This is a genomic window from Pseudomonas sp. NBRC 111119 (assembly GCF_001320125.1).
GTDB classification, from domain to species: domain Bacteria; phylum Pseudomonadota; class Gammaproteobacteria; order Pseudomonadales; family Pseudomonadaceae; genus Aquipseudomonas; species Aquipseudomonas parafulva.
In genome coordinates this window covers 1-23,302 of sequence record NZ_BCAV01000052.1, presented here as the reverse complement: position 1 = coordinate 23,302, position 23,302 = coordinate 1, and the positions used below count along the sequence as shown (strand labels likewise).

Sequence of the window (23,302 nt, the reverse complement as noted above, 5' to 3'; positions counted from 1 at the left end):
ATGTGACCCAAAAGCACGAATCCAGGTTTTATTATTGCTTTAACATTGCCCTTCCCTCACACGAGCGACGCTTCATGACCGAGCAATACGCATTCATCCTCAAGGCCAAGACGCGGCCGGAAATGGCCGATGCTTTCGAGAACCTGTTCAGGCCCTTTGTGGAGCCCAGCCGCCGGGAACCTGGCTGCATCGAGTACCACATGCTGCGCGACCAGCAGGACCCGACCCTGTTCATATTCTTCGAAGTATGGGCTGACAAAGCAGCGCTGGATGTGCACGCCGCGCTGCCCCACATGACCGCATTCGCTGAGCGGCGCATGGACTACCTGGCGCAGGATTTCGAGTTCCAGCGGGTAGACATGCTTAGCCCATCATCTGCTAGCCGTTGAGCAACAGATGGCCGCCCAGCATGGCCAGGCCAATGAAGAAGCACCGCTTGAACAGCACTGGGCTGATACGCTGACGCAGCCATTGCCCGGCGAGCATGCCCAGCAGCGCCGGCGCCAGCATCAGCAGTGAGGCACCCAGGGCCTGACCGCCAAGTGCATCCTGGCCGGCCAGGCCGATGGCCAATGCCAGGGTGGAAACCGTGAAGGACAAGCCCAATGCCTGGATCATCTGCTCACGGCACAGGCCCAGGCTTTGCAGGTACGGCACCGCCGGCATCACGAACACCCCGGTAGCGGCCGTGACCACCCCGGTGATCAGCCCGCATATAGGCCCCAGCCAGCGCTCCCGGGAAGGTGCCAGGCTGAAGCCCGGCCCGGCCAAGCCATAAAGGGCGTACACCAGCAAGGCCGCGCCCAGGGCATGCACGGCCCAGGGGCCGCTGTCGATGCCCAGCCAGGCGCTGCCCAGCAGGGTGCCAATGAAGGTCATTGCCAGCAGGGGCCACAAACGCACGAGCAACGTGCGCAGATGCCCGCCACTGGCCAGCTGCCAGAGATTGGTCAGGGTCGAAGGCACGATAAGCAGGGCCGCTGCCTGCGCAGGGGGCATAGCCAGGCCCAGCAACCCCATTGCCACCGTCGGCAAACCCAGGCCGATCACGCCTTTCACTGCGCCAGCCATGAGAAATGTCAGCACCACCAGTAGCGACAGGGCTGGGCCGATATCCTGGTAAAACGCGAAGACTGTATTCATGGGTCGATGATGGCGGATGCCTGACCGTGTGAACATCTGCCATATACTCACCCAGACTATTGCGTGGACAGAGCCACATGCACTTCGAGCTGGTTGATCTCAGGCTGTTTCAACACACCCTGGAATGTGGAAACATCACTGCGGGCGCCAGCCGGAGCCATCTGTCGCTACCCGCAGCCAGCGCACGCATCCGCGCCATGGAGGCTTCGCTGGGTGTGCCGCTGCTGCAGCGCAACCGCCGCGGCGTTGTGCCAACGGCGGCCGGCCAGGCTTTGTTGCAGCACGCCCGGCTGATCGGCCAGCAGGTGGAGCGCCTTCAGTTCGACCTGGCGCAGTATGCCCAAGGGCAACAGGGCCAGGTGCGCTTGCTGTGCAACACCGCAGCCCTCACCGAATACCTGCCGGAACTGCTGGCCAGCTACCTGGCAACCCACCCCGGGGTGAGCGTGGATGTGCAGGAGATGCCGAGTTTACGCATTGTGCAATCCATTACCCAGGGCATTGCCGACCTGGGCGTAGCCTCAAGTGCCGCCCCGGTGGAGCACCTGCAGACGCGGCCCTTTCGCGACGATCCACTGGTGCTGGTAACGCCCCCGGGCCACCCACTGGCCCAGATGCCGGCACCCCGCTTTATCGACAGCCTGGCCTACGGCTATGTCGGCCTGGGGCCTGCCAGCGCCCTGGCGTTGTACCTCGAAGAATTGGCACTGCGTGCCGGCCTGCGCATGCAGGTACGGGTAAGGGCCGAGGGGTTTGACGGGGTAATCCGCATGGTTGCTGGCGGGGCGGGAGTCGGCGTTGTGCCACTGGCGGCGGTACAGCGCTGGCAGGGCTTGCTGCCATTGCATTGGGCTGGCTTACAGGAACCCTGGGCCAACCGCCGGTTGTTGCTGTGCGCACGGGATTTTGCAGTGTTGCCAGGGTATGCGGCGGGGTTGGTGACGTTGATAGGTGAAAAGCCCTTTTTAGCGGATGATGAAATAGCCTATGACCAACCATAACAAGGCAACGATTTCCAGCCAGGACGCAATCAGTATTCGAGACCTCAGCGGGGGCGGGAAATTTTTTATCTCTGTCGGGTCTACCAGCCCTAACATGATTTGAAGGGACGCCGTGCTCAGTATGCCAGCCACCGTATTGAGCAGTTGCCACCTGGACCTCAGGCCCTTCGTGCCCCAAGATACCTTGACTGATTCCAGATAAAAATTGCTCGTGATACTTGACATGGCGACATCAAAATCCTTTAACAGAGCTATATAGCAACTCATTGCCACACCACCTAGACCGATGAAAAATGGCGCCAGTAGGAAGATCAGCTTCAAGGTGAGTGGCCATATTTCAAAATTCATCTGTCGCCGCCTCAGCCATCAATTCAACTTTTGATTCTCCAGCGGCCAGCACATAGGCAGGCTTTTCTCTGCTCCCAGGTGGAAACTCAGGCTGAATTAATTCAACCTGCCCAACTTGATCACTGCACAGACTAATACGAGCCAAGAAAAGCCGACTGCATTCAGCCAAAATGCCACCCGCAGTCGCTTTCTCAAATGTAATGGAACGCCCATCACCTCAGACTCATTCACCACGCCAATACGGCAGTTGAATTTTTTGAAAACAACAGCCCCTGCTACGGTGCATGCGATGAACCAACGCGCCCGAATACTGGTGTCCCCCATGATACCCCTGACGCCTGCGACATACGTGTTATTCCTGAAAGCCTCGTTTAGCACCTTGAAATCACGGGACCAGATCACAGATCCATTCACGATCATCCCGAGGATGATTATCAGAAAGGGTGATACTACGAAAGCAAGCTGCGTTTTCAACGGCCATGAATCAACCTCAATCATTGCTCCCCCTGAATAGCATCTCACCGCCCTCTTCACCTATTAATTCGCCTATCCAGCCACCTAAGTAAGATGCTGCTCCAACTCCTGCAATACCACATAAAGCTGCCCCAACGCCTGCAGTACTAAATCCGACTACACCACATATGGACAAGACGGCGGGAGTGGCAATAGTGGCTCCCGCAGTACCACCAAATGTCCCGCCTACAAAGCTTCCTACCTCTACTAGCCTGACACGCTCACATTCGCGAGAATCACCAGCCCTGCAAACCTCTTGAATTTTCAAATACGAAGCCCCTCCACCCATTCCAATTCCTGCATACCCGCCCGCCTTGATGTACTTACTAAGCCGCGCCACCTTATCCAGGTGTGTCGCATAACCGGGTATCTGCCCCGGCCCGCCAGCTTTGGACCAGTGATGAACCAGGCTTTTGGTGGAGATATTCAGGCGCTTCTTCAGGCGCTCATAGTTACCCAAGTTCAGTTGTTTATTGAGCAACGCGGCCTTCAACTGACCATCCAACTGCTGCAAAAGGCGCCGCCGCTCGGCAAAGAAGCCTGGACTGTTCAAATGGCCATGGCGGACAAACTCCTGCTGATGCAACTGTTCGATCGCCGACAGGGTCCCGCTTACTTGTTTCAGCCCTTGGTTGAGCATATCTGTGCCCACGCCCATGGCCTGGCTGGCGTTTTCGAGTAACCCTGCAATCTCTGCCTGGTGCTCCATCATGAAATCGGCTTCGGCCATGTCGAGCGCTTGCAGTGCGCGCCTGGCATGCTGCGCGGCGGCCATCAGCTGCCCTTCCTCGCGGGTGCAGGCATGGCCGTTGTCCGGGTCGCCGATGACGAACATTTCCCCAGCCTTGAAGCCCTGTGCATAAGTGGGGTTGAGCCATTTCAAGCGGGAGATGGGCAAGGTGGCATCGTGCTCAGCGAGCTGCAGCAAGACCTGCGCAAACGACATGCGCCGGGGAACCAGATAGAACCCCGGCTCAAGGGTGCCGGGCAGCGCGCTGACAAGGGTTCGGGAAAACCCGTCCCCCCGGAAAACGCTCGCTGGCTCAGCCAAGGCGGTTGGCCCACCCGCGGTACCGGGCTGGCTGCTCGGTGGCCCCTCGTAGAGCGGTGCGACGACCCGGTTGCTGCCAGGCGAGCAACCGCAGATCACCAATGAACCATCCGTGGCGACAGGCTGGCCATCGGAGATAAAGCTTTCAGCCCCTTCGGCCACCACGCCTGCTTGCCCGCAAACCGGGCACGCCGTGGTCGGGTCGCCGACGCGTAGCACGTTGCGCGCGTTGTCCAGGTAACCCGTGCCGGTGGCAATACAAACGGCACCGGTAGTGGTGACGTCGCCATCTACTGCCTGGCCCCTGCCTTCGATGTTCACGCGCATCGCACAGCTCGCTGCCCTTGGTTGAAGCAAAAAAACCTAACACCCAGGAAGGAACTTCAAACGCCAGGCGCCTCAAATCAGATACTTCCTACACTGAAGGCCTTCCCCCACCTGCTGTCGCTCAGGTGGCTTTACCCCAGTGCAAGACTCACCCAAAATGACGCCCATGCGGCCCACTCGAAAAAGGATTTGCCAGTGGCATCGATCTACCAGCTCAAACCCCGTTTCCAGGCATTGCTGCGCCCCTCGGTGCAGCGCCTTCATGATCGCGGCGTAACCGCCAACCAGGTCACGGTATGCGCCGCCCTGCTGTCGGTACTGCTGGGCCTGCTGCTAGCCGCTGTGCCCCACGTCACCTGGCTGTTCGTGCTGGTGCCGGTATGGATGCTGGTGCGCATGGCGCTGAATGCCATCGACGGCATGCTGGCACGGGAGTTTGGCCAGCAATCCACCCTGGGCGCCTACCTGAACGAGCTGTGCGACGTGATCGCGGATGCTGCACTTTACCTGCCCTTCGCCCTGCTACCCGGCGTGTCACCTGCGCTGGTGGTGCTGGTGGTGCTGTTCGCCACTGTCAGCGAGTACGCCGGGGTAATGGGCCCGCTGGCCGGGGCTTCGCGGCGCTATGACGGGCCCATGGGCAAGAGCGACCGCGCCTTTGCGTTCGGCGTGCTGGGCGCAGGGGTGGCGGTGGGGCTGCTTACCGCTGCCTGGGTCAACGGCCTGTTGCTGGTCATCCTCGCGCTCTCGCTCTATACCCTTTACAACCGCGTTCGTCGCGGGCTCGCGGAAACCCGCCAGGCCTAACCAGCAGTCGCAAAAGGATTTCGAACATGCGCCAAGCGCAAACCCTGCACTTCTCTACCCATGATGGCGTCGAGCTGCACTACCGCCACTGGCCTGCAACCCGCAACGAGTACCAGCCGCGCCGGGCGGTGGTGATGTTCCACCGCGGCCACGAACACGGCGGCCGCATGGCCCACCTGGCTGATGAGCTGGACATGCCGGGCTATGACTTCTTCGCCTGGGATGCCCGGGGCCATGGGCTTTCCCCAGGTGCGCGCGGTGATAGCCCGGGCTTTGCCACCAGCGTGCGCGACGTACAGACGTTCATCGAGCACATTCAGGCCAGCCACGGTATCGCCGAGCAGGAACTTGTGGTGTTGGCGCAGAGCGTCGGTGCTGTGCTGATCGCCACCTGGGCGCATGATTACGCGCCGAAGGTGCGCTGCCTGGTGCTGGCCTCACCGGCTTTCAAGGTCAAGCTGTACGTGCCCTTCGCCCGCCCTGGCCTGAAATTGCTCAAGGCTGTGCGCGGCAACTTTTTCGTCAACAGTTACGTCAAGCCAGGGTTGCTTACCCATGACCCGGAACGGGTGATGTCGTATACCGCAGACCCCCTCATCAGCCGGCCGATCTCGGTGACCATGCTGTTGGGGTTGTACGACGCTGCCGACCGTGTAGTTGCCGATGCGCAGGCGATACAGGTACCAACGCAACTGCTGGTGTCCGGTGCCGATCTGGTGGTTGAGCGCCAGCCGCAGGAGCGCTTCTTCCACAACCTGGGCAGCACCCGCAAGGAAATGCACGTTCTACCCGGGTTCTTCCACGACACCTTGGGCGAACGCGACCGGGCACATGCCTTGCGCCGCATCGAGCGCTTCGTGGAGCACTGTTTCGCCAGCCCCTGCCCGCTGCCATCGCTGCTGGATGCGGACAAGACCGGCGCCACCTGCGCCGAGGCCGAAAGCCTGGCCGCACCGCTGCCGCGCAACTCCCCGCGTGACCTGTACTGGCGCGCTACCCGGGCGGGGCTGCGATTTGGCAGTGGGCTGTCGGAAGGCGTGAAGCTAGGCTTCGACACCGGCTTCGACTCTGGCAGCACCCTGGATTACGTGTACCGCAACAAGCCTTCCGGCAAAGGCTGGCTGGGTGCCCAAATAGACAAGAACTACCTCGATGCCATTGGCTGGCGCGGTATTCGCCAGCGCAAGCTGCACGTCGAAGAGCTGCTACGCCAGGCCATCAGCTGCTTGCATCAGGCTCAGCGCCCGGTGCACATCGTCGATATCGCTGCTGGCCACGGCCGCTACATTCTGGAAGCGCTGCAGCAGCTGGAGCGATTGCCAGACTCGATCCTGCTGCGTGATTACAGTCCCCTTAACGTGGAGCAAGGTTCGGCGTTGATCCAGGAGAAGGGGCTGGCCGACATTGCCCGCTTCGTTCAGGGCGATGCGTTTGATCGCCAAAGCCTGGCCTCGCTTGATCAACCGCCAACCCTGGCTGTGGTTTCTGGCCTGTATGAACTGTTCGCCAGCAACCAGCTGGTAGGCAACTCACTCGCCGGCCTGGCCGATGCGATGGAAGATGGCAGTTACCTGGTCTACACCGGCCAGCCCTGGCACCCACAGCTGGAGATGATCGCCCGCGCACTTACCAGCCATCGCGAAGGCCAGGCCTGGGTAATGCGCCGTCGCAGCCAGGCCGAAATGGACCAGCTGGTGGAGGCGGCAGGCTTCCGCAAGCTCACCCAGCGTATTGATGAGTGGGGTATTTTCAGCGTCAGCCTGGCACAGCGGGTACGTTGAATGAACCCCACGCGCGAAGCCGGCCTGATACGCCGAGCAGCACGCCATCTGGCCCTGTCGCACCTGCGGAGGCCATCATGAGCCTCTGGGTCGTTGCCACCCTGCTACAGCGTGGTAGCCAACTGGAGCGTTTCTCGGACGGCCTTACCCTGCTGGCGCTTGCCTATGGTATGGCGCCCATGCTCGGTGTCACGGTGCACCCGTTCGCCACCCTGGCCTGCGCCGTATTGACCGCCCTGGGTGTGCTGCACAAGTACTGGGCGATTCGCGTCGGGTTGGATGCTGCAATGTTCGCCCACCTCGCCAACAGCCACGACCTGGCAGCGGATACCCTGGCGCTGGACCGGGCGCTCATCGAGCTTTCGCTCAAACCGCAGGCGCCTGACCACCGCAACTGGCCCGAACGCAGCAAGGCCGCCCTGGCCCTGCTACGTCGCCAGGGCGTGTGCCTGGCGCTGCAAATCATGGTGGCCCTGGCTACCTTGCTGATACTGCCTTTCAACGGATGATGATCAACCCATGCTCGCCAACCTTACCGCCTACGTCATCACCTCTGCTGCACGCCTGATAACCGGCGCTCGCGCCCTGTGGCTGGGCTGCACACCGGAGCCCGTTCAGCGCCTGTACTTTGCCAACCACAGCAGCCACGGCGACTTCGTGCTGCTCTGGGCTTCGTTGCCACAGGCGTTGCGCAGCCGTGCACGCCCGGTAGCAGGCGCGGATTACTGGGCCAAGCCCGGCATCCGCGACTTCCTGATCCGGCAGGTATTCAATGGCGTATTGATCAATCGCCAGCGTGACGAAGGCGGCGGCAACCCGCTGCAACCGGTACTGGATGCGGTGGCCCAGGGCGACTCGCTGATCTTTTTCCCCGAGGGTACCCGCAACCTGGGCGATGAGCCCTTGATGCCGTTCAGAAGCGGGCTTTACCACCTGGCAGCCGCCCACCCGCAGGTCGAACTGGTACCCGTCTGGATTGCCAACCTCAACCGGGTGATGCCCAAAGGCCGGGCTTTGCCGCTGCCGTTGCTGTGCACGCTGAGTTTCGGTGAACCCATGCACCTGCAGGCCGATGAGACCAAGCAGGCGTTTCTCGATCGGGCCAGCCAGGCCCTGCTCAACCTTGCACCCAAGGATGCCTGACATGCACGACAATACCCTCTCGTTGTTCGCCGGCATTGGCGCCCTGCTGCTGCTCGCCAGCGTGATCGGCCGCCTGCTGAAATGGCGCGCGGGCCCCGGCCCCCATGCGGTCATCGACAACCTCAACGCCCGTATCAACGCCTGGTGGGTAATGGTGCTGGTGATCGGCATCGCCTTTTTGTTCGGCAAGTACGGGGTGATCGTGCTGTTTTACGGGGTGTCGTTCTATGCACTGCGCGAGTTCATGACCCTCACCCCCACCCGGCGCAGTGACTACCCCGCACTGGTAGCGGCATTTTATGTGGCGCTGCCGGTGCAGTACGTGCTGATTGCCATGGACTGGTACGGCATGTTCAGCATCTTTATCCCCGTCTACCTGTTCCTGCTGCTGCCGATCCTGGCCAGTTTCGGCGGCGACACCACGCGATTTCTGGAGCGGGCGTCAAAGGTACAGTGGGGGCTGATGATCGCGGTGTACTGCGTGTCCTCGGTACCCGCGCTGATGACCCTCGATATCCCCGGCTACGAGGGCCGCAACCTGTTGCTGATTGCCTGGCTGATCCTGGTGGTGCAGATCAGCGACGTGCTGCAGTACGTGTGCGGCAAACTGTTCGGCAAACACAAGGTCGCGCCCAACCTGTCACCGTCCAAGACGGTGGAAGGCCTGGCCGGTGGTGTGGCACTGGCGACACTGATCGGCGCCTTGCTGTGCTGGATTACCCCGTTCAACTTCTGGCAGGCGGCGCTGATGGCCCTGGCCGTGAACGCCATGGGCTTCTTCGGCGGGCTGGTCATGTCGGCCATCAAGCGCGACCGTGGCGTGAAGGACTGGGGGCACATGATCGAAGGTCACGGCGGCATGCTCGACCGCATGGACTCGGTGTGCTTTGCCGCGCCAGTGTTCTTTCACTTTGTGCGGTATTGGTGGGCATAAGCCGCGCTACCGTCGATGGTCAGGTTCACGATGCAAGTTCACGCATGGCGGCAGAAGCGAGGAAGCCTGAACGGGAAGCGTAGCGATGATCGTGCCTGACTTTTTCATCGATACGCTGAAGCAGGTGCTCCGGCAGCGTCGCATTGAAACGGACCGCCCTGCCCAAGTAAGGCGTCACATCAAAGTCCACAACGGCCCATACTCCACCTTGGTAGTCAGGGTTGGCCACATGTACATCAATTTCCTGCGGCTGCGGTAATGGCTCGTTGTCGGCGACAAGCCCTTCGAAATGAAGCGCCAGCGCTTCCTGTACAGCTTCAAGCGCTTTGGCGACAGTTGGACCGGCGGAGAAGCAACCGGCTACATCCGGCACGACTACCCCATACTCCGAGTAGGGGTCTTTGTGCAAAACGACGGGAAACTTCATTGATTGTCTCCATTAGCGTGGCTCGACACACCTGGAGTAGGTGTAAGGCCAGATTGTTTCAGAATGCTATGCACGGTTCCTTTTGGTAGCTCCGCTTTGGGATGCGGGACAGTTACACGGCCTTTCTTCACAGGATGCCGAAACTGTTGATGACTCCCCTTCACTTCCACCAGATACCACCCGTCAGCCTCAATGAGTTTGATGACTTCTCGACTGCGCATTCTCGCTCCCATCGACAGCTAATGTGTATTATACACACTAAAAACGATGTGGATTTCACAGCATTCCCAGCGTTAGTACCATCAGATGGGGCCTCCCGCTTTATAGGACGTATCGCCTCAGTCAGTAAGAAACCGGTTTATGCTCTACCGGCACGGCATAGCGCGTCCAGGCACCTCGACGTCGAGTTCAGGCAACTCCGCGCTGGCCATACACCCTATGGTGACGGGTCATCCAACCAGTCACCAGGAGTTGTGCCATGTCCGATTTCATCACTGTGCTGCGTGAAACCTGCCCCACGCCGGTCGTGGACGCCACCAAGTGGAAACGTATCGGCGGCGAGCCGCACACCGTGAACCTCAATGCCTACCTGTCGGCCGACGGCAGCAAGATCATGGGCACCTGGATCTGCACCCCGGGCAAGTTCGAGGTCAACTACGACAAGTGGGAGTACTGCCACTTCCTCGATGGCTACTGCATCATCACCCCGGAAGGTGAAGCGCCCAAGCACCTCAAGGCTGGTGATGTGTTCGTGATCGAACCAGGCATGAAAGGCACGTGGGAAGTGGTCGAAACCGTGCGCAAGTACTTCGTCTTCGCGTGACGGGCAGCCGCTTGGGCTACCCCCTGCGATAGGGCCGGGATAAAAAAGCGGGGCCCGCACGCCCTTCCCTCTGGTGCGCAGTTACAGAGGGAGGGGCGCCAGGCCCGCGAGAAAGTCCACTGCTTGCATCAAGCCTTCTTGCGGTACCCCTCGACGATGGCAGAGAAATCTTTGCCACCTTCCCCGCGCAAGCTCATGGCCTGGTACAACTGCTGGGCGACGGCGCCAAGAATCACCGGCTGGTGCGCCTGCCGCGCAGCTTCCGTGGCCAGCCCCAGGTCCTTGAGCATCAGCTCGGCACCGAAGCCGCCGGTGTAGCCGCGTGCCGCGGGTGCAGTCTCGATGACGCCTGGCCAGGGGTTATAGGTGTCCGAACTCCAGCACCGGCCTGTGGAACTGTTGATGATCCCCGCCAGCACCTGGGTATCGATGCCCAGCGCGTTGCCCAGGGCCATGGCCTCGGAAACTCCGATCATCGAAATACCCAGCAGCAGGTTGTTGCAGATCTTGGCGATCTGCCCGGTACCTACATCGCCGCAATGCACGATGTTACGGCCCATGTGCTCCAGCACCGGCTTGAGGGTGGCGAACAGTTCAGCACTGGCGCCGACCATGAAGGTCAAGGTGCCCGCCGCCGCGCCCCCGGTGCCACCAGAGACCGGTGCATCCCCCATGTCGACACCTTTGGCCGCTGCGGCCTTGCACACCTCGCGCGCCGTTTGTGGGTCGATGGTGCTGCAGTCAAGCGTAGGGGTGCCTGGGCGGATACCGGCCAGCACGCCGTCCTCGTTCAGGTACACGCTGCGCACATGGGCAGCGGCCGGCAGCATGGTGATGACCAGCTCGGCGGCAGCCGCTGCCTCCTTGGGCGAGGCGCTGATGTGCCCACCCAGTGCGGCAAGTTCTGCCAACACATCCTTGTTCAGGTCGAACAGTTCAAGCGCGTGCCCGGCCTTGATCAGGTTGCGGGCCATGGGGGCCCCCATGTTGCCCAAGCCGATGAATGCAATACGCATGCGGTACTCCTTAGCGCAGGCTGATGGTGGTGTTCACACCGTCATTAACACTGTCGTCATCGAACCAGCGCGCGGTGACGGTCTTGGTCTGAGTGTAGAACTGCACGACCTGCTTGCCGTACGGGCCAAGGTCTCCCAGCTTGGAGCCCCGCGAGCCGGTAAAGCTGAAGAACGGCACAGGCACCGGAATGGGGATGTTGATGCCGACCTGGCCGACATCGATTTCGCTCTGGAACTTGCGCGCAGCCGCGCCGCTTTGGGTGAACAGGCCGGTGCCATTACCGAAGGGGTTGGCATTGACCAGGGCGATGGCTTCGTCGAGGGTATCCACCTCGAGGGTCACCAGCACCGGGCCGAAGATCTCCTGGGTGTACACCTGCATGTCGGTGGTGACACCGGAGAACAGGGTGGGGCCGACGAAGTTGCCCTGCTCGTAACCGGGCACCTTCACATCGCGGCCATCGAGCTCCAGTTTAGCCCCCTCGCGGATGCCACTTTCGATCAGGCCAAGCACACGCTCCTTGGCGCGCCTGGAAACCACAGGGCCGACGTCGGTGCCAGGCTCGCTGCCGGCGTTCACCTTCAGCTTGCTGGCAGCCGCCTTGATGTCCGGCAGCCACTCCCGGGCCTTGCCCACCAACACCGCCACCGACGTGGCCATGCAACGCTGCCCGGCTGCCCCAAATGCGGCGCCGACCAAGGCATTGACGGTTTGCGTGCGGTTGGCGTCAGGCAGCACTACCGCATGGTTCTTCGCCCCCATCATCGACTGCACGCGCTTGCCGTGCTGGCTGGCCAGGTTGTACACGTGGGTGCCCACCTCGGTTGAGCCCACGAACGAAATCGCCTTGATGTCCTTGTGCGTGCAGATGGCGTCCACCACCTGCTTGCCGCCATGCACCACGTTGAGCACGCCAGGCGGCACACCGGCTTCCAGCGCCAGTTCGACCAGCAACAGGGTGGAAAGCGGGTCCTGCTCGGAAGGCTTGAGCACGAAGGTATTGCCGCACACGATGGCCATGGGGAACATCCACAGGGGGATCATGGCGGGGAAGTTGAACGGGGTGATACCCGCACACACGCCAATCGGCTGGCGCAGCGTGTACGTATCCACGCCGCCGGCCACGTTCTCGGCAAACTCGCCCATCTGCAGCGTACCGATGGACGCCGCGTGTTCCACCACCTCCAGCCCACGGAAAATATCGCCCTCGGCATCGGCGAGGGTTTTGCCCTGTTCGGCGCTGAGCACCTGGGCGATGCGCTTGCTGTGCTCGCGGATCAGCGCCTGCAGTTTGAGCATGATGCGCATGCGCGCACCAATCGGGGTGTCACGCCAGCTCACGAAGGCGCGCTGGGCTGCTGCCACCGCAGCGTCAACCTCCTGCACCGTGGCGAACGGCACACGTGCCAGCACTTGCTGGGTGGCCGGGTTGACGACGTCACGCCACTCCCCGGTGCTGGACGCCACCCATTGCCCGTCGATCAGCAGCTTTACCTGCTCGACTTTGGCCTGGTCGGGGGATTGCGGTGCATTCATCTGCGTTCTCCTTGGAATTATTGTCAGGACGAGATCGCCAGCGCCGGGCAAACGCGGGGTGGCGTTGAAAGGCATGTTTCGAGTATAGATGTGCAAACATCCAACAAGAACGCACAAAAAAACCGGATCATCATGCAAAAAGACCTCACATCCCTCAGCGCATTGAACTGGGACGACCTGAAGTTCTTTCTTGAAGTCGCCCGAACCCGCAAAGCCAGCAGCGCCGCCAAACGCCTGGGTGTGGACTACACCACGGTGTCCCGGCGTATCAGTTCACTGGAGGGGGCGCTGGGCACCTTGCTGTTCGAGAAGTCGCGTACCACAGGCTTCGTACTGACCGCGGAGGGCCAGCGCCTGCTGAGCTATGCAGAGACCATCGAAAGCACGCTGCACATGGCGTGCGAGCAGGTATCGGGGTCGGGTGTGGCGCTGTCCGGGCATGTGCGGATGGGCTGTACGGAAGGCTTTGGCAGCTTCTTCATCACCCCCCAGCTCAGCCACTTCGTTGAGGCCTACCCGGCAATCTCCGTGGACATCCTGCCGCTTCCGCACTTCATCAGCCTGTCCAAACGCGAGGCGGATATCGTCATCGCCCTGGAGCGACCAGAGCACGGGCCCTATGTATGCTGCAAGCTCTGCGACTACCGTTTGCGGCTGTACGCCACCCAGCCCTACCTCGACAGCCACGCGCCGATAAGGCAGGTAGCGGACCTGGCGGGGCACCCGTTCATCAGCTACGTCGATGACCTGGCGTTCAGCTCGGAGCTGCTGTACCTGGCCAACCTGATCCCCAGCGCCACTGCGCACCTGCGCAGCACCAGCGTGATCGCCCAGTACACGGCGGCCTTGCAGGGCCGTGGCCTGGCAATTCTGCCGTGTTTTCTGGCCGCACAAGACCCAAGGCTGGTGACGGTGTTGCCGGAGGAGGTAGAGGTGACGCGGCAATTCTGGATGTACTGCCGGGAGGACTTGCGCAAGTTGAAGCGTATTACCCTGCTGTGGGATTACATCCGTGAAGTCACAGAGCTGAACCGTTCAATGTTGCTGGGGGAGACGCACACTTGTCAGTTTCTGGAGTGAGCGGGTGGCACCGCTGGGCGTTGGTGCGGCTGCGTGGCAGCCCATCGCCGACGATTGCCTGCACCTTTGTCTGGCCCTAAACCTCTTCCAGCATCAACCCGGAAATCCGCCGCACCTTACGCGCCACCGCCTCTTCAAAGATCCCCTGGCGTGGCTCGACCAGGGTGAAGCAGTGCTTGGCCCGGGTGATGCCGGTGTACACCAGTTCTTTGGTCAGTACCGGGTTCAGTGCATCGGGTAGCACCAGGGCGGTATGGCCAAACTCCGAACCCTGGGATTTGTGCACGGTCATGGCGAACACGGTTTCCACTTCGTTCAGCCGGCTGGGCAGCACGAAGCGCACGCCCCCGCTGCCATCGTTACGCGGGAACGCCACACGCAGCAGGGGCATACCCTGCTCGTCCGGCAGGCGCAGGGCGATGCCGATGTCACCGTTCATCAGGCCCAGGCCGTAGTCATTGCGGGTCACCAGCACCGGACGGCCTTCGTACCAAGGCTGCTGGGTGTCGATCAGGCCGGCAGTGTGCAGCACCCGCGCCACACGCTCGTTGAGGCCCTCGACACCCCAGGCACCCCGGCGCACGGCGCACAGCAGCTGGAAGTCTTCGAAGCTGTGCAGTACCCGGGCGGCCCAGTGCTCCCAGGCCGGGTCATCGAATGCGGTGCCCAGGGCCGGCCGATAGCGGCCGAGGGTGCGCAGGTAGCCTCGATAGCCCTGGGGGCCGTCGACGCCCAGGTTGAGGCCATCGAGCAGCAGCCGGTCGAGGGCGCGGTCGTGCTCCTGTTTCAAGGCCAGGCTGTGAACATCGGCCGGGGGCTTGGCCAGCAGGTTGCGTGCGCCGTCGCTGTCCTGGCGGTTGACCAGCCGTGCCAGCTGGCCAATGCCGCTACCCTCGCCGAAACGCCGGGAAAACCGCAGCATCACCACCTGCTGTGCCAGTGGGTGACGGTGGGCATCACCGCTTGTGAGGCCGCTGCCTGCCAGCGACTGGCCGCCAATGCCTTCGAGCCATGCCTGGGTGGCCGGGGAATAGCAGCCCTGCTCCGCATCCCGACACAGGTCGCCGAGCACCGCGCCTGCCTCTACCGATGCCAGCTGGTCCTTGTCCCCCAGCAGCACCAGCCGTGCCTTGGGCGGCAGGGCATCGAGCAAGTTGGCCATCATCTCCAGGTCGATCATGGAGGCCTCATCGACCACCAGCACGTCCAGCGGCAACGGGTTGCCAGCATGGTGGCGGAAGTGCCGCGACCCAGGGCGGCTGCCCAGCAGGCGGTGGACGGTGCTGACCTCGGTGGGGATATGCCCACGCACCTCATCACTCACCTGCAGGCGCTCGACCTGCTGGCCAATGGACTCGGTAAGCCGCGCAGCAGCCTTGCCGGTGGGGGCGGCCAGGCGGATGCGCAGCGGCCTGCCCTGCTCCACCGCCGGCGCCTGCAGCAAGGCCAGCAGGCGCACCACCGTGGTGGTCTTGCCGGTGCCGGGCCCCCCGGTGATGATGCTGAAGCCGGCCCGCGTGGCCAGGGCACAGGCCAGCTTCTGCCAGTCAACCTGCCCGGGTGACTCACCCGCCTCGAACAACTGGGCGAGGCGAGCGGGCAAGTCGGCGGGCAAGGCTTCTGCCTGGGTCAGCCGCAGGCGCAGGTTGTGATCGATGCGCCGTTCGTAGCTCCAGTAACGGCGCAAGTACAGGCGCTCGCCGCTGAGCACCAGTGGCCGGGTGTGCTGGCCGGGCACATTGCCGGCCGCAACCAGCGGGCTTGCGGCGATGCGCTGGCGCCAAGCGTGCAGGTCGAGGTTGGCCAACAACTGTGATGGCAACAGCAACGGCCCGACCAGGGCATCGCCCTCGGGTGGCAACGACAGCGCGAAGTCTGGCTCGGCAAGGGTCTGCTGCAGGTCCAGGCAGACATGCCCGTGGCCCAGCTGATGGCTGGCCAGCGCAGCGGCCAGCAACAGCAGTGGGTCGCTGCCCGGCGCGCGCTCCTCGAGAAATGACACGAACGCGCGGTCCAGGGCACGCAGCCAGCCGCGCTCCACCCAACGGTCGAGCAGTTGCAACAGGTCATTGCTGTTGCGCTGGGGCGCCAGTGCAAGCAAGTGCTCGGCCTGCAGGGGCGTGGGTATCAGGTCCATCAAGGTGCGGCTCATGGCTCGGCTCCGGCAAACAGGTCTTGCTGCACGGGCGGATGCTCGCCCCGAAACAGCGCATCAAGGCCTTCGATAAGCGCACGCGGGGGCCGGGTGTGGTACACGCCATGCCCGCTGCTGCTGGCCCCGCGCAGGAAAATGAACAGCGCACCGCCCACGTGACGGTCGTAGTCGTAGTCCACCAGCCGAGCCCGCAGTTGGCGGTGCAAAGCCAGCAGGTAGAGGACGTACTGGAGGTCGTAGCGGTGTTCGAGGATGGCGCGCTGCATGGCCGCGTGGTCATAAGCCTGGATATCCGGGCCCAGCCAGTTGGACTTGTAGTCGGTGACGTAGTAGCGCCCGTCCAGCTCGAACGCCAGGTCGATGAAACCCTTGAACATCCCGTTGAGCAGCGTGGGTTGAGCCGCCGGGCGCGGCTGCCCAGGGTGGGTATGGTGTGCTACCAGGCGGTCGAGCTGCTGCGCATCGACCTGATGGCTGGCGAACCAGAACTCCATCTCTACCTGGTAGCGGCTCAGTTGGCCCAGGGTCAGGCTGAGGCCGCCTGCTGCCAGCGGCAAAGGTTCGGTCAGCAGGCGGGCCAGCCATTCGGTCAATGTGGGTATGAACCCTTCCCAGCCACGGCGATTGCAGCGTTGCCCGACTGTACGTTCGATCAGGCTGGCGTCGCTGGCCACCTTGTCGAAGCCTTCACGGCCCGCCCACTCCAGCAGCCCGTGCAGGAAGGTACCCGGGTTCGGACCGCGGGGGAAACGGTGGATATCGCCACTGCCTGCCGCCACTTCGCGCAGGGCCGTGGTATCAACCCATTCATCATCCAGCAGTTGTTGGGCCTGGGAACTGTCGGCGCCCAACGCCTGGTCACCGATGCGCAAGGCGCTGTAGGAGGCGATCCACCAGTGCTCGGCTGCCGAGCGCCGCGGGGTGCGCGCCGCCGCCAGCTCACGCTGGGCGTGGGGCATGCGGTAATGCTGGGCTTCAGCCGTTGGCAGGCCTGGGCAGGTGATGTGCGGGCTGGTGTCTGCCAGTGTTTGCAGCCATACCGTCAATTGCTGGGAATCAGCCAGTTCAGCGCCCCCGCCCAACAGGTAACCTAAGGCCGACCGGTGCAGCTGTGAGCGCTTGTGGTTACCGCGCTTGAGGTCGGCGACACCCAGCCAGCAGGCATGCTGGGCGCGAGTCAGGGCTACGTACAGCAACCGCAGGTCCTCGGCCAGGCGCTCGTCGTCGGCGCGCTCGATCTGCTGCGCATCGGGGGTCAGGGTGAGGTGGGCATTGCCTTGGCTGTCATGCCAGGCCAGCGGCAGGCGGCTACCGTCCACCGGCTTGCTGGTGCAGATGAACGGCAGGTAGACCAGGGGATATTCCAGCCCCTTGGACTTGTGGATGGTCACCACCTTGACCAGTTGCTCGTCACTCTCCAGGCGCAGAATCTGCTCCTCGCCCGCCTGGCCGGCATTGGCCAGTTGCTCGGCCAGGTGACGGACCAACGCTTGCTCACCGTCCAGCTCACCGGCTGCCTGTTGCAGCAGCTCGGCCAGGTGCAGCAAATTGGTGAGCACCCGCTCGCCGTCAGTGCGGCGGATGAGCGTGCGCGGCAGCTCGAAGTCGTGCAGCAGGTGCCGCAGCATGGGCAACACGCCCTGGCGCTGCCAGGTTTCACGGTAAGCGCGAAAGCGCATGACCCAGTCTTCCCAAACCCGCTCATCCTGGTTGAGGCGGTCCAGCGCGGTGAGCGACAGGCCGAGGGTGACGCTGGCCAGGGCCGCCTTGAGCAAGCGCTCCGAATCTGGCTCTGCGCAGGCCTTCAGCCAGGCCAGCAAGTCATGTGCCTCCTGTGCGCTGAACACCGAGTCCTTGTCGGACAGGTAGACGCTGCGCACACCCCGTGCAGCGAGCTCTGCACGTACCAGCTGCGCCTCATGCCCATCACGCACCAGGATGGCGATGTCTGACGGCAGGCAGGGACGCAGCTCGCCCTGTGCGTTCAGGAAGCCTGCCATACCCTGCTGGCCGCCGTTGAGCAACGAGACGATATGGCTGGCACAACTGGCTGCCATTTCCTTGCGGTAAAGGCTCCCGGAAACGGGTGCATCACTTGCCAGTTGCCAGCACTGCAAGGCGGCGCACGGCTGCCCGTCGAGCATCAGTTGCTCGCTGCGGCCCTTGGCGCGCACGGCAATGAAGGGCAACGGGTTGTCCTCGGCTTCACGGAACAGAAACGCGCCCCGCCCTGCCGCGCGGGTTTCGGCCTGCAGAAACACCTGGTTCACCGCCGCGACCATGGCCTTGCTGGAGCGGTAGTTGGTGTCCAGGCTGTGCAAGCGCCCATGGGTGGCGCGCCGTGCAGCCAGGTAGGTGTAGATATCGGCGCCGCGGAAGGCATAAATGGCCTGCTTGGGGTCGCCGATCATGAACAGGCCGGTTTCGGCGCGGTTTTCACCGATCTGGTAGATGCGTTCGAAAATGCCGTATTGCACGGGGTCGGTATCTTGGAACTCGTCGATGAGCGCCACCGGGAACTGCTCGCGCACCAGGCTGGCCAGGCGTTCCCCGGCATCACCGTTCAAGGCGTGCTGCAAGCGCAGCAGCATGTCGTCGAAGCCCATCTCGGCGCGGCGGCGTTTCTCCACCTCGAACCTGGCAGCCACCCACCCCGCCGCGTGCTCAAGCAACGCGGCGTCGGGGGTGGCCAGGGCCTGCAGGTTCTGCTGCAGGGTCTGCATGGCGTCCAGCGCCGGGTGCGTCGGTGGCTCGCCGACCTTCCAGGCTTCGGCCATGCCCGCAGGCGTCAGGCGGGTGAAGCCGGTACCCAGGTCCAGCTCTATGCACTGCGGGTCGGCCGCCCAAAGGGCGAGTTTGTCGAACCAGGGTTCGAAATAGCGGGCCTGCATCTTGCGCCCATCCACCTGCTTGGCTGCCAGGGCATCACGGCAAACCTGCCGCAGCTCTTCGGCCCAGGCTGCCCACGGCGCTTTCAGCTGGGCCAGTTGCCCGTCGCGTTCACGCAGCGCGGCGTCGATCAGGGCCTCGGGGTCGGGCCCTGACGGTTCGGTGCGCACCCGCCCAAATAGGGGCCGGATGCGGGGTAGCAAGGCATCAGGGCTGCCCCAATGGCTGCGCACCCAGGCCAGTGCCTGGGTTTGCATGCCGTAGCAGAAACGCCGCCAGTAGTCGCGCATGACCTGGCCCAGCAGCTCACTGTGGTCGGTTTCCAGGGTCTGAGTGAACAGGCTACCACTGTCAAAAGCATGTTCACGCAGCATGCGCTGGCACCAGCCGTGAATGGTCGAGACAGCGGCCTCGTCCATCCATTGCACGGCGATTTCCAGGCGCCCGGCGCAGCGGGGCCAGGCGTCCTGCGGGTAGTCATCACGCAGTTGCACCAGTAGCGGGTCGGCGGCTTCCAGTTCACCCCGGAAAAACCGCGCCGCCTCCGCCAGGCGCGTACGAATACGCTCGCGCAGTTCTTTGGTAGCGGCGTCGGTGAAGGTCACCACCAGGATCTGAGGTGGCAGCAGTTCGCGGGCAAAGCCGTGCTCGCCACCGTGGCCAAGGATCAGGCGCAGGTACAGCGCAGAGATGGTGAAGGTCTTGCCGGTGCCGGCGCTGGCCTCGATCAGTTTGCTGCCGTGCAGGGGGAAGGTCAAGGCCAGTGGGCGGTCCTGGGTCATGCGGCTGTCTCCGGGTTGCCCAGGGTCTGCCAGGGGGCATCGAACAGGGGGCGATACAAGGCTTCACACCAGCCTTCGAAGGTTTCGTCAGCGGTAAGCGCGGCAAAGTCGCGGAACTGACGGGCCAGGGCGACGCTCTCGTCACGCTCGCCACCGCTGTTGCGCTCATCGCCTTCATAGGCGCGGGCTGCCGCCGCCAGGGCTTTATCGCTGTCGTCCTGGCCCAGCCAGGCGAAGGCTGTTTTCGGCGCAACGGGCAACGGCGCGCTCATGCCTGCCTGGCGAGCCACCATCAGCTCGCCGAGCCGTTGCGCGGCCTGTTGCGGGTCAAGCGGGGGCAGTAGCAAGGTCAGGTCACTGGCTACCAGGGCGCTGTGATAGGGATACCCGGCGGCGCACGCCGCCAGGTGGGTGACCCAGGGCGCGATCAGGCGGTGCCACTTGAGGCTGTTTCGCCCGGCGCTGAGGGTATTGGGCACGGTAGTGATGCTCAACAGGCTCTGGTCGTCAGACTGGAACACCCGGCCAAGCCAGCCTTCCAGGCGGTGCGGCCCCTGCTCGAAATGCACCGGCAAGGCCCCGTCCACCTGCGTCGGCCACCGGGCCAGGAGCTGCTGGTGACGCTGCAGCAGGTTGGGCAACGGCTCGATCAATTCATCCTGCAACAGCTGGCCAAAGCCTGCCAGCGGCAGCAGCCCGCAGGCCTGCAGGCGTCGGGCCTGAGTGTGCAGGGCGTGCTGCGCGTTGGCCGGGTCGGCCAGCGCTGCGCCCAGCAGGCTTTCGCTGGCGGCGTAGCGTTGCAACGCATCGAGCACAAAGGGCTCTTCGTCCGGTGTTGGGGCTTCCAACGCCTCAAAGTAAACCTTCAGTCGCTGGCTGAAGAAGTGCCTGACCGGGTGACGCAGAAAGTCACTCAGTTGGTTCAGGCTGAGCGGTTCATCATCGATGAATGGCTCCAGCGCTTCGGCCGGGTTGTCCACAGGAGCCTGCTGGTGCAGCACCTGCCACTCGTGGGCATAGCTGAACAGCGGGCTGCCGCGCTCGAAATAGCGCGGGCTGAATGGCTGCAGCGGGTGTTCCTGGGTCAGGGAATGCAGCAACTGCTCACCTGCGGTCTGCAGGTCGTGCTGCTCGGCGCCAGGCAGGCGCCAACCGGCAGCAATGTGATCACGCAACTGGCCGATGAGTACCGAAGCGGGGCGCTCGCTGTTGTCGCGAATGCTGCGCCCGACCCAACTGACATACAGCTGATCCCGGGCTGAAAGCAGTGCCTCAAGCAGCAGGTAGCGGTCGTCCTCGCGCCGGGAGCGATCACCGGGGCGGTAGTCACTGGCCATGAGGTCGAAGTCGAGCGGCTGCTGCGCACGCGGGTAGTCACCGTCGTTCATGCCCAGCAGGCAGACCACCCGAAACGGGATGGCGCGCATGGGCATGAGGGTGCAGAAATTTACCGAGCCGGCCAGAAAGCGCTGGGACAATTTGCCTTCATCCAGCCCAGACAACCAAGCCTCACGCACTACCGTCAACGGCAACGGGTCTTGCAGGCCCACTGTTTCACACACCTGCAGCCAGGTTTCGCGAAGGTCCTGCAACTGCATCAGCAGAAATTCGTCACGTTCGTCGTCGGCAACGAAAAACACCTGCAATAGGGCATTCAGGCGCTCGCCCCACTGCTCGACGGTAGCCGGCGTGGCCAACGCCTCGCAGGCAATTTCAAGCGCATCGAGCAAGGCGACCAGCGGGCCAATCAATGCCGCGTCCAGGCCACCGATTTCGTCGTAGGGCTCAATGCCGTCGCACGCGTCCCCGATACCCACGGCATAACCCAGCAGCATGCGGCGCAGGCCAAAGCGCCAGGAGTTTTGCTCGAGGCCGCCGGGCAGACCAAGGCTGGCCCGCTGTTCAGCATTCAACCCCCAACGAATACCTGCACCCTCGATCCAGCGGTGCAGGGTGGGCAAGTCAGCTTCGCGGATGCCAAAACGGGCACGCACTGCCGGCACATCCAGCAGGTCGAGCACTTCACTCACGGCGAAACGGCTCTCCGGCAGCTTCAGCAGATGCTCCAGGGCGATCAATAGCGGCTCGCGTCCACGCTGGCCTTGGTCGGTCAGGGTGAAGGGGATATGACGGGGGTCTTTGCGGGGCAACTGGCCGAACACCGCGCGGATGTGCGGCGCGTAGGTGTCGATATCCGGCAGCATGACGATCACGTCGCGCGGGCGCAAAGTGGCATCGGCACTGAACCGGGCAAGCAGCTGATCGTGAAGAATTTCCACTTCACGCTGCGGGCTGTGGGCAATGTGGAAGCGCACCGAGCGATCACTGACTGGATCCACCGGCCCCCACAATGCGCGGGATTCAGCGAGCGGACGCAGTTCCAGAATGTCGTCCTGAAGTTGGTTGAGCACTGTGGCGGGGTTGCCATCACTGAACAGGTCGATGCGGCCGTCGCTGAATACGCCCTGATAGCTGCCGGGGTCGTCGTAGCTGTCGAGCAGGTTGATGTAGTCGCGGCCTTGCTTGCCCCAAGCCGCCAACAGCGGGTGGGCGTGCTGGTGCAGCGACTGATCGTCCAGTTGCAGGGGCATGCCTTGCTTGCGCTGCTGGCGCTTGTACTGGTGTCGCAACAGGTCCTTGTCGGCAACGATGTCAGCCCAATGGTGCCGGCAGGGGTTGTGCACGCACAGCAGGACCTGGCTGAACCTGGCCAGGCCGGCCAATGCCTCCAGTGCCTGGGCGGGCAGCGAGGAAATACCGAACACGATTACCCGTTGTGGCAGCCCGGCAGGTGCCTGCTGCAACTGATCGATGCATTCGATGAAGCGCTGGTGCACACCGGCGCGGCTCTGGGCCATGCCTTGCTGGCCGACGTCTTCCAGCAGCGCGCGCCACAGCTCGGCCTGCCAACGGTTGCCCGCCGGCAGTGGCTTGCGCTCGCCGCGGGCGGTGATGACGATGTGGTCGCCAGCAGCCCAGGCCTTGAGCCAGTCGGCTCGGTAAACCTGGTACTGGTCGAACAGGTCTGCCAGGCGCTCAGCCAGCTGATAACGCTTGCGCAGGTCGCTGTCGTCGGTCAGAAAGCGCCGCAGTGGCTCGAAGTGCTGTTGCTCCACCAGCGTTGGCAGCAGGCGCATCAGGCGCCAGGTCAAGGGTGACTTGTCGAGCAGTGAAACCTCGGGGATTTCCTCGCGGCCCAGCACGCTGCGGTACAACTGCCACATGAAGCTGCCGGGTAGCTGCACGTCAATGGCTGCGGCGATACCACAACCGCCCTGGTCGTCTTCAAGCGGGTCTTCTGCCAGGGCCAGCTTGAGCCACTGGGCAATGCCATTGCTTTGCACCAGGGCGATTTCATTCTCCAGCGGCGCCAGGGGATAACGGCGCATCCAGCTCACGACCAGGCTTCGCAGGTCGTCGAGGCGGTTGCCATGGACGATCATGAAACCGGGGTGCAGGCAGCTGTTGGACATCGGCAGGTCTCTGGCGGGCGCGGGGAACGTGATGGGGAACGATATCACGGGGCTGGAGAGTTTCTAGCCCAC

The 23,302-nt window shown here is 63.1% G+C and carries 19 protein-coding genes; 9 read left to right on the top strand and 10 right to left on the bottom strand.

Going from position 1 to position 23,302, the window contains the following annotated elements; translation table 11 throughout:
• Nucleotides 1-74: 74 nt before the first annotated feature.
• Nucleotides 75-389, top strand: coding sequence for a putative quinol monooxygenase (locus APH25_RS19110; RefSeq protein WP_060483020.1), 315 nt, complete (start codon nucleotides 75-77; stop codon nucleotides 387-389).
• On the opposite strand, the gene APH25_RS19105 is transcribed toward APH25_RS19110, so the two are convergent.
• Nucleotides 379-1,143: a sulfite exporter TauE/SafE family protein gene (locus APH25_RS19105; RefSeq protein ID WP_060483019.1), complete on the bottom strand. Its 765-nt coding sequence runs from the start codon at nucleotides 1,141-1,143 to the stop codon at nucleotides 379-381. The genes APH25_RS19110 and APH25_RS19105 overlap by 11 nt on opposite strands.
• A 77-nt stretch (nucleotides 1,144-1,220) precedes the next feature.
• Between APH25_RS19105 and APH25_RS19100 the strand changes: the two genes are divergently transcribed.
• Nucleotides 1,221-2,144, top strand: a complete 924-nt coding sequence (locus tag APH25_RS19100; RefSeq protein WP_060483018.1) for a LysR family transcriptional regulator — start codon at nucleotides 1,221-1,223, stop codon at nucleotides 2,142-2,144.
• Between the two features lie 444 nt (nucleotides 2,145-2,588).
• On the opposite strand, the gene APH25_RS19090 is transcribed toward APH25_RS19100, so the two are convergent.
• Nucleotides 2,589-2,990 carry a hypothetical protein gene (locus tag APH25_RS19090; RefSeq protein WP_060483016.1) on the bottom strand — a complete coding sequence of 134 codons (402 nt, stop codon included), beginning with the start codon at nucleotides 2,988-2,990 and terminating at the stop codon, nucleotides 2,589-2,591.
• Nucleotides 2,983-4,383: a PAAR domain-containing protein gene (locus APH25_RS19085; protein ID WP_060483015.1), complete on the bottom strand. Its 1,401-nt coding sequence runs from the start codon at nucleotides 4,381-4,383 to the stop codon at nucleotides 2,983-2,985. The genes APH25_RS19090 and APH25_RS19085 overlap by 8 nt, the downstream gene beginning before the upstream one ends.
• Nucleotides 4,384-4,578: 195 nt before the next feature.
• Between APH25_RS19085 and APH25_RS19080 the strand changes: the two genes are divergently transcribed.
• The 5 genes from APH25_RS19080 to APH25_RS19060 all read left to right on the top strand — a co-directional run bounded on the left by APH25_RS19080 (nucleotide 4,579) and on the right by APH25_RS19060 (nucleotide 9,048).
• Nucleotides 4,579-5,190 carry a CDP-alcohol phosphatidyltransferase family protein gene (locus tag APH25_RS19080; RefSeq protein ID WP_060483014.1) on the top strand — a complete coding sequence of 204 codons (612 nt, stop codon included), beginning with the start codon at nucleotides 4,579-4,581 and terminating at the stop codon, nucleotides 5,188-5,190.
• Nucleotides 5,191-5,216: 26 nt separating this feature from the next.
• Nucleotides 5,217-6,971: a bifunctional alpha/beta hydrolase/class I SAM-dependent methyltransferase gene (locus tag APH25_RS19075; RefSeq protein ID WP_060483013.1), complete on the top strand. Its 1,755-nt coding sequence runs from the start codon at nucleotides 5,217-5,219 to the stop codon at nucleotides 6,969-6,971.
• A gap of 77 nt (nucleotides 6,972-7,048) precedes the next feature.
• The gene (locus tag APH25_RS19070) at nucleotides 7,049-7,480 is read left to right on the top strand and encodes a hypothetical protein (RefSeq protein ID WP_060483012.1); all 432 of its coding nucleotides are present in this window, start codon (nucleotides 7,049-7,051) and stop codon (nucleotides 7,478-7,480) included.
• A gap of 10 nt (nucleotides 7,481-7,490) precedes the next feature.
• A complete protein-coding gene (locus tag APH25_RS19065) occupies nucleotides 7,491-8,114 on the top strand; it encodes a lysophospholipid acyltransferase family protein (RefSeq protein WP_060483011.1) in 624 nt (207 codons plus the stop codon).
• A gap of 1 nt (nucleotide 8,115) precedes the next feature.
• Nucleotides 8,116-9,048: a phosphatidate cytidylyltransferase gene (locus APH25_RS19060; RefSeq protein WP_028633346.1), complete on the top strand. Its 933-nt coding sequence runs from the start codon at nucleotides 8,116-8,118 to the stop codon at nucleotides 9,046-9,048.
• 25 nt (nucleotides 9,049-9,073) lie between these two features.
• Here APH25_RS19060 and APH25_RS19055 read toward each other — a convergent pair whose 3' ends face one another.
• Both APH25_RS19055 and APH25_RS25130 read right to left on the bottom strand, forming a co-directional pair.
• Nucleotides 9,074-9,475: a type II toxin-antitoxin system HicB family antitoxin gene (locus APH25_RS19055; RefSeq protein WP_060483010.1), complete on the bottom strand. Its 402-nt coding sequence runs from the start codon at nucleotides 9,473-9,475 to the stop codon at nucleotides 9,074-9,076.
• Nucleotides 9,472-9,696 (bottom strand): type II toxin-antitoxin system HicA family toxin, encoded by a 225-nt coding sequence (locus APH25_RS25130; RefSeq protein WP_080667837.1) that lies wholly within the window; start codon nucleotides 9,694-9,696, stop codon nucleotides 9,472-9,474. Before APH25_RS25130 ends, APH25_RS19055 begins: the two co-directional genes overlap by 4 nt.
• A gap of 257 nt (nucleotides 9,697-9,953) precedes the next feature.
• Between APH25_RS25130 and APH25_RS19050 the strand changes: the two genes are divergently transcribed.
• Nucleotides 9,954-10,298, top strand: coding sequence for a cupin domain-containing protein (locus APH25_RS19050; protein ID WP_028633348.1), 345 nt, complete (start codon nucleotides 9,954-9,956; stop codon nucleotides 10,296-10,298).
• Nucleotides 10,299-10,426: 128 nt separating this feature from the next.
• Here APH25_RS19050 and mmsB read toward each other — a convergent pair whose 3' ends face one another.
• Together mmsB and APH25_RS19040 are read right to left on the bottom strand one after the other, a co-directional pair.
• A complete protein-coding gene (gene mmsB / locus APH25_RS19045; protein ID WP_028633349.1) occupies nucleotides 10,427-11,314 on the bottom strand; it encodes a 3-hydroxyisobutyrate dehydrogenase in 888 nt (295 codons plus the stop codon).
• A gap of 10 nt (nucleotides 11,315-11,324) precedes the next feature.
• The gene (locus tag APH25_RS19040) at nucleotides 11,325-12,851 is read right to left on the bottom strand and encodes a CoA-acylating methylmalonate-semialdehyde dehydrogenase (protein ID WP_028633350.1); all 1,527 of its coding nucleotides are present in this window, start codon (nucleotides 12,849-12,851) and stop codon (nucleotides 11,325-11,327) included.
• 132 nt (nucleotides 12,852-12,983) lie between these two features.
• Here APH25_RS19040 and APH25_RS19035 point away from each other — a divergent pair, with 132 nt between their 5' ends.
• Nucleotides 12,984-13,931: a LysR family transcriptional regulator gene (locus APH25_RS19035; protein ID WP_060483025.1), complete on the top strand. Its 948-nt coding sequence runs from the start codon at nucleotides 12,984-12,986 to the stop codon at nucleotides 13,929-13,931.
• 76 nt (nucleotides 13,932-14,007) lie between these two features.
• Here APH25_RS19035 and recD read toward each other — a convergent pair whose 3' ends face one another.
• From recD to recC, 3 genes are read right to left on the bottom strand one after another with little or no spacing between them, the layout of a single operon-like run.
• Nucleotides 14,008-16,083, bottom strand: coding sequence for an exodeoxyribonuclease V subunit alpha (gene recD / locus APH25_RS19030; protein ID WP_060483009.1), 2,076 nt, complete (start codon nucleotides 16,081-16,083; stop codon nucleotides 14,008-14,010).
• Nucleotides 16,080-19,757, bottom strand: a complete 3,678-nt coding sequence (gene recB, locus APH25_RS19025) for an exodeoxyribonuclease V subunit beta (protein WP_060483008.1) — start codon at nucleotides 19,755-19,757, stop codon at nucleotides 16,080-16,082. The genes recD and recB overlap by 4 nt, the downstream gene beginning before the upstream one ends.
• Nucleotides 19,754-23,230, bottom strand: coding sequence for an exodeoxyribonuclease V subunit gamma (gene recC, locus APH25_RS19020; RefSeq protein ID WP_060483007.1), 3,477 nt, complete (start codon nucleotides 23,228-23,230; stop codon nucleotides 19,754-19,756). Before recC ends, recB begins: the two co-directional genes overlap by 4 nt.
• Nucleotides 23,231-23,302: the final 72 nt, after the last annotated feature.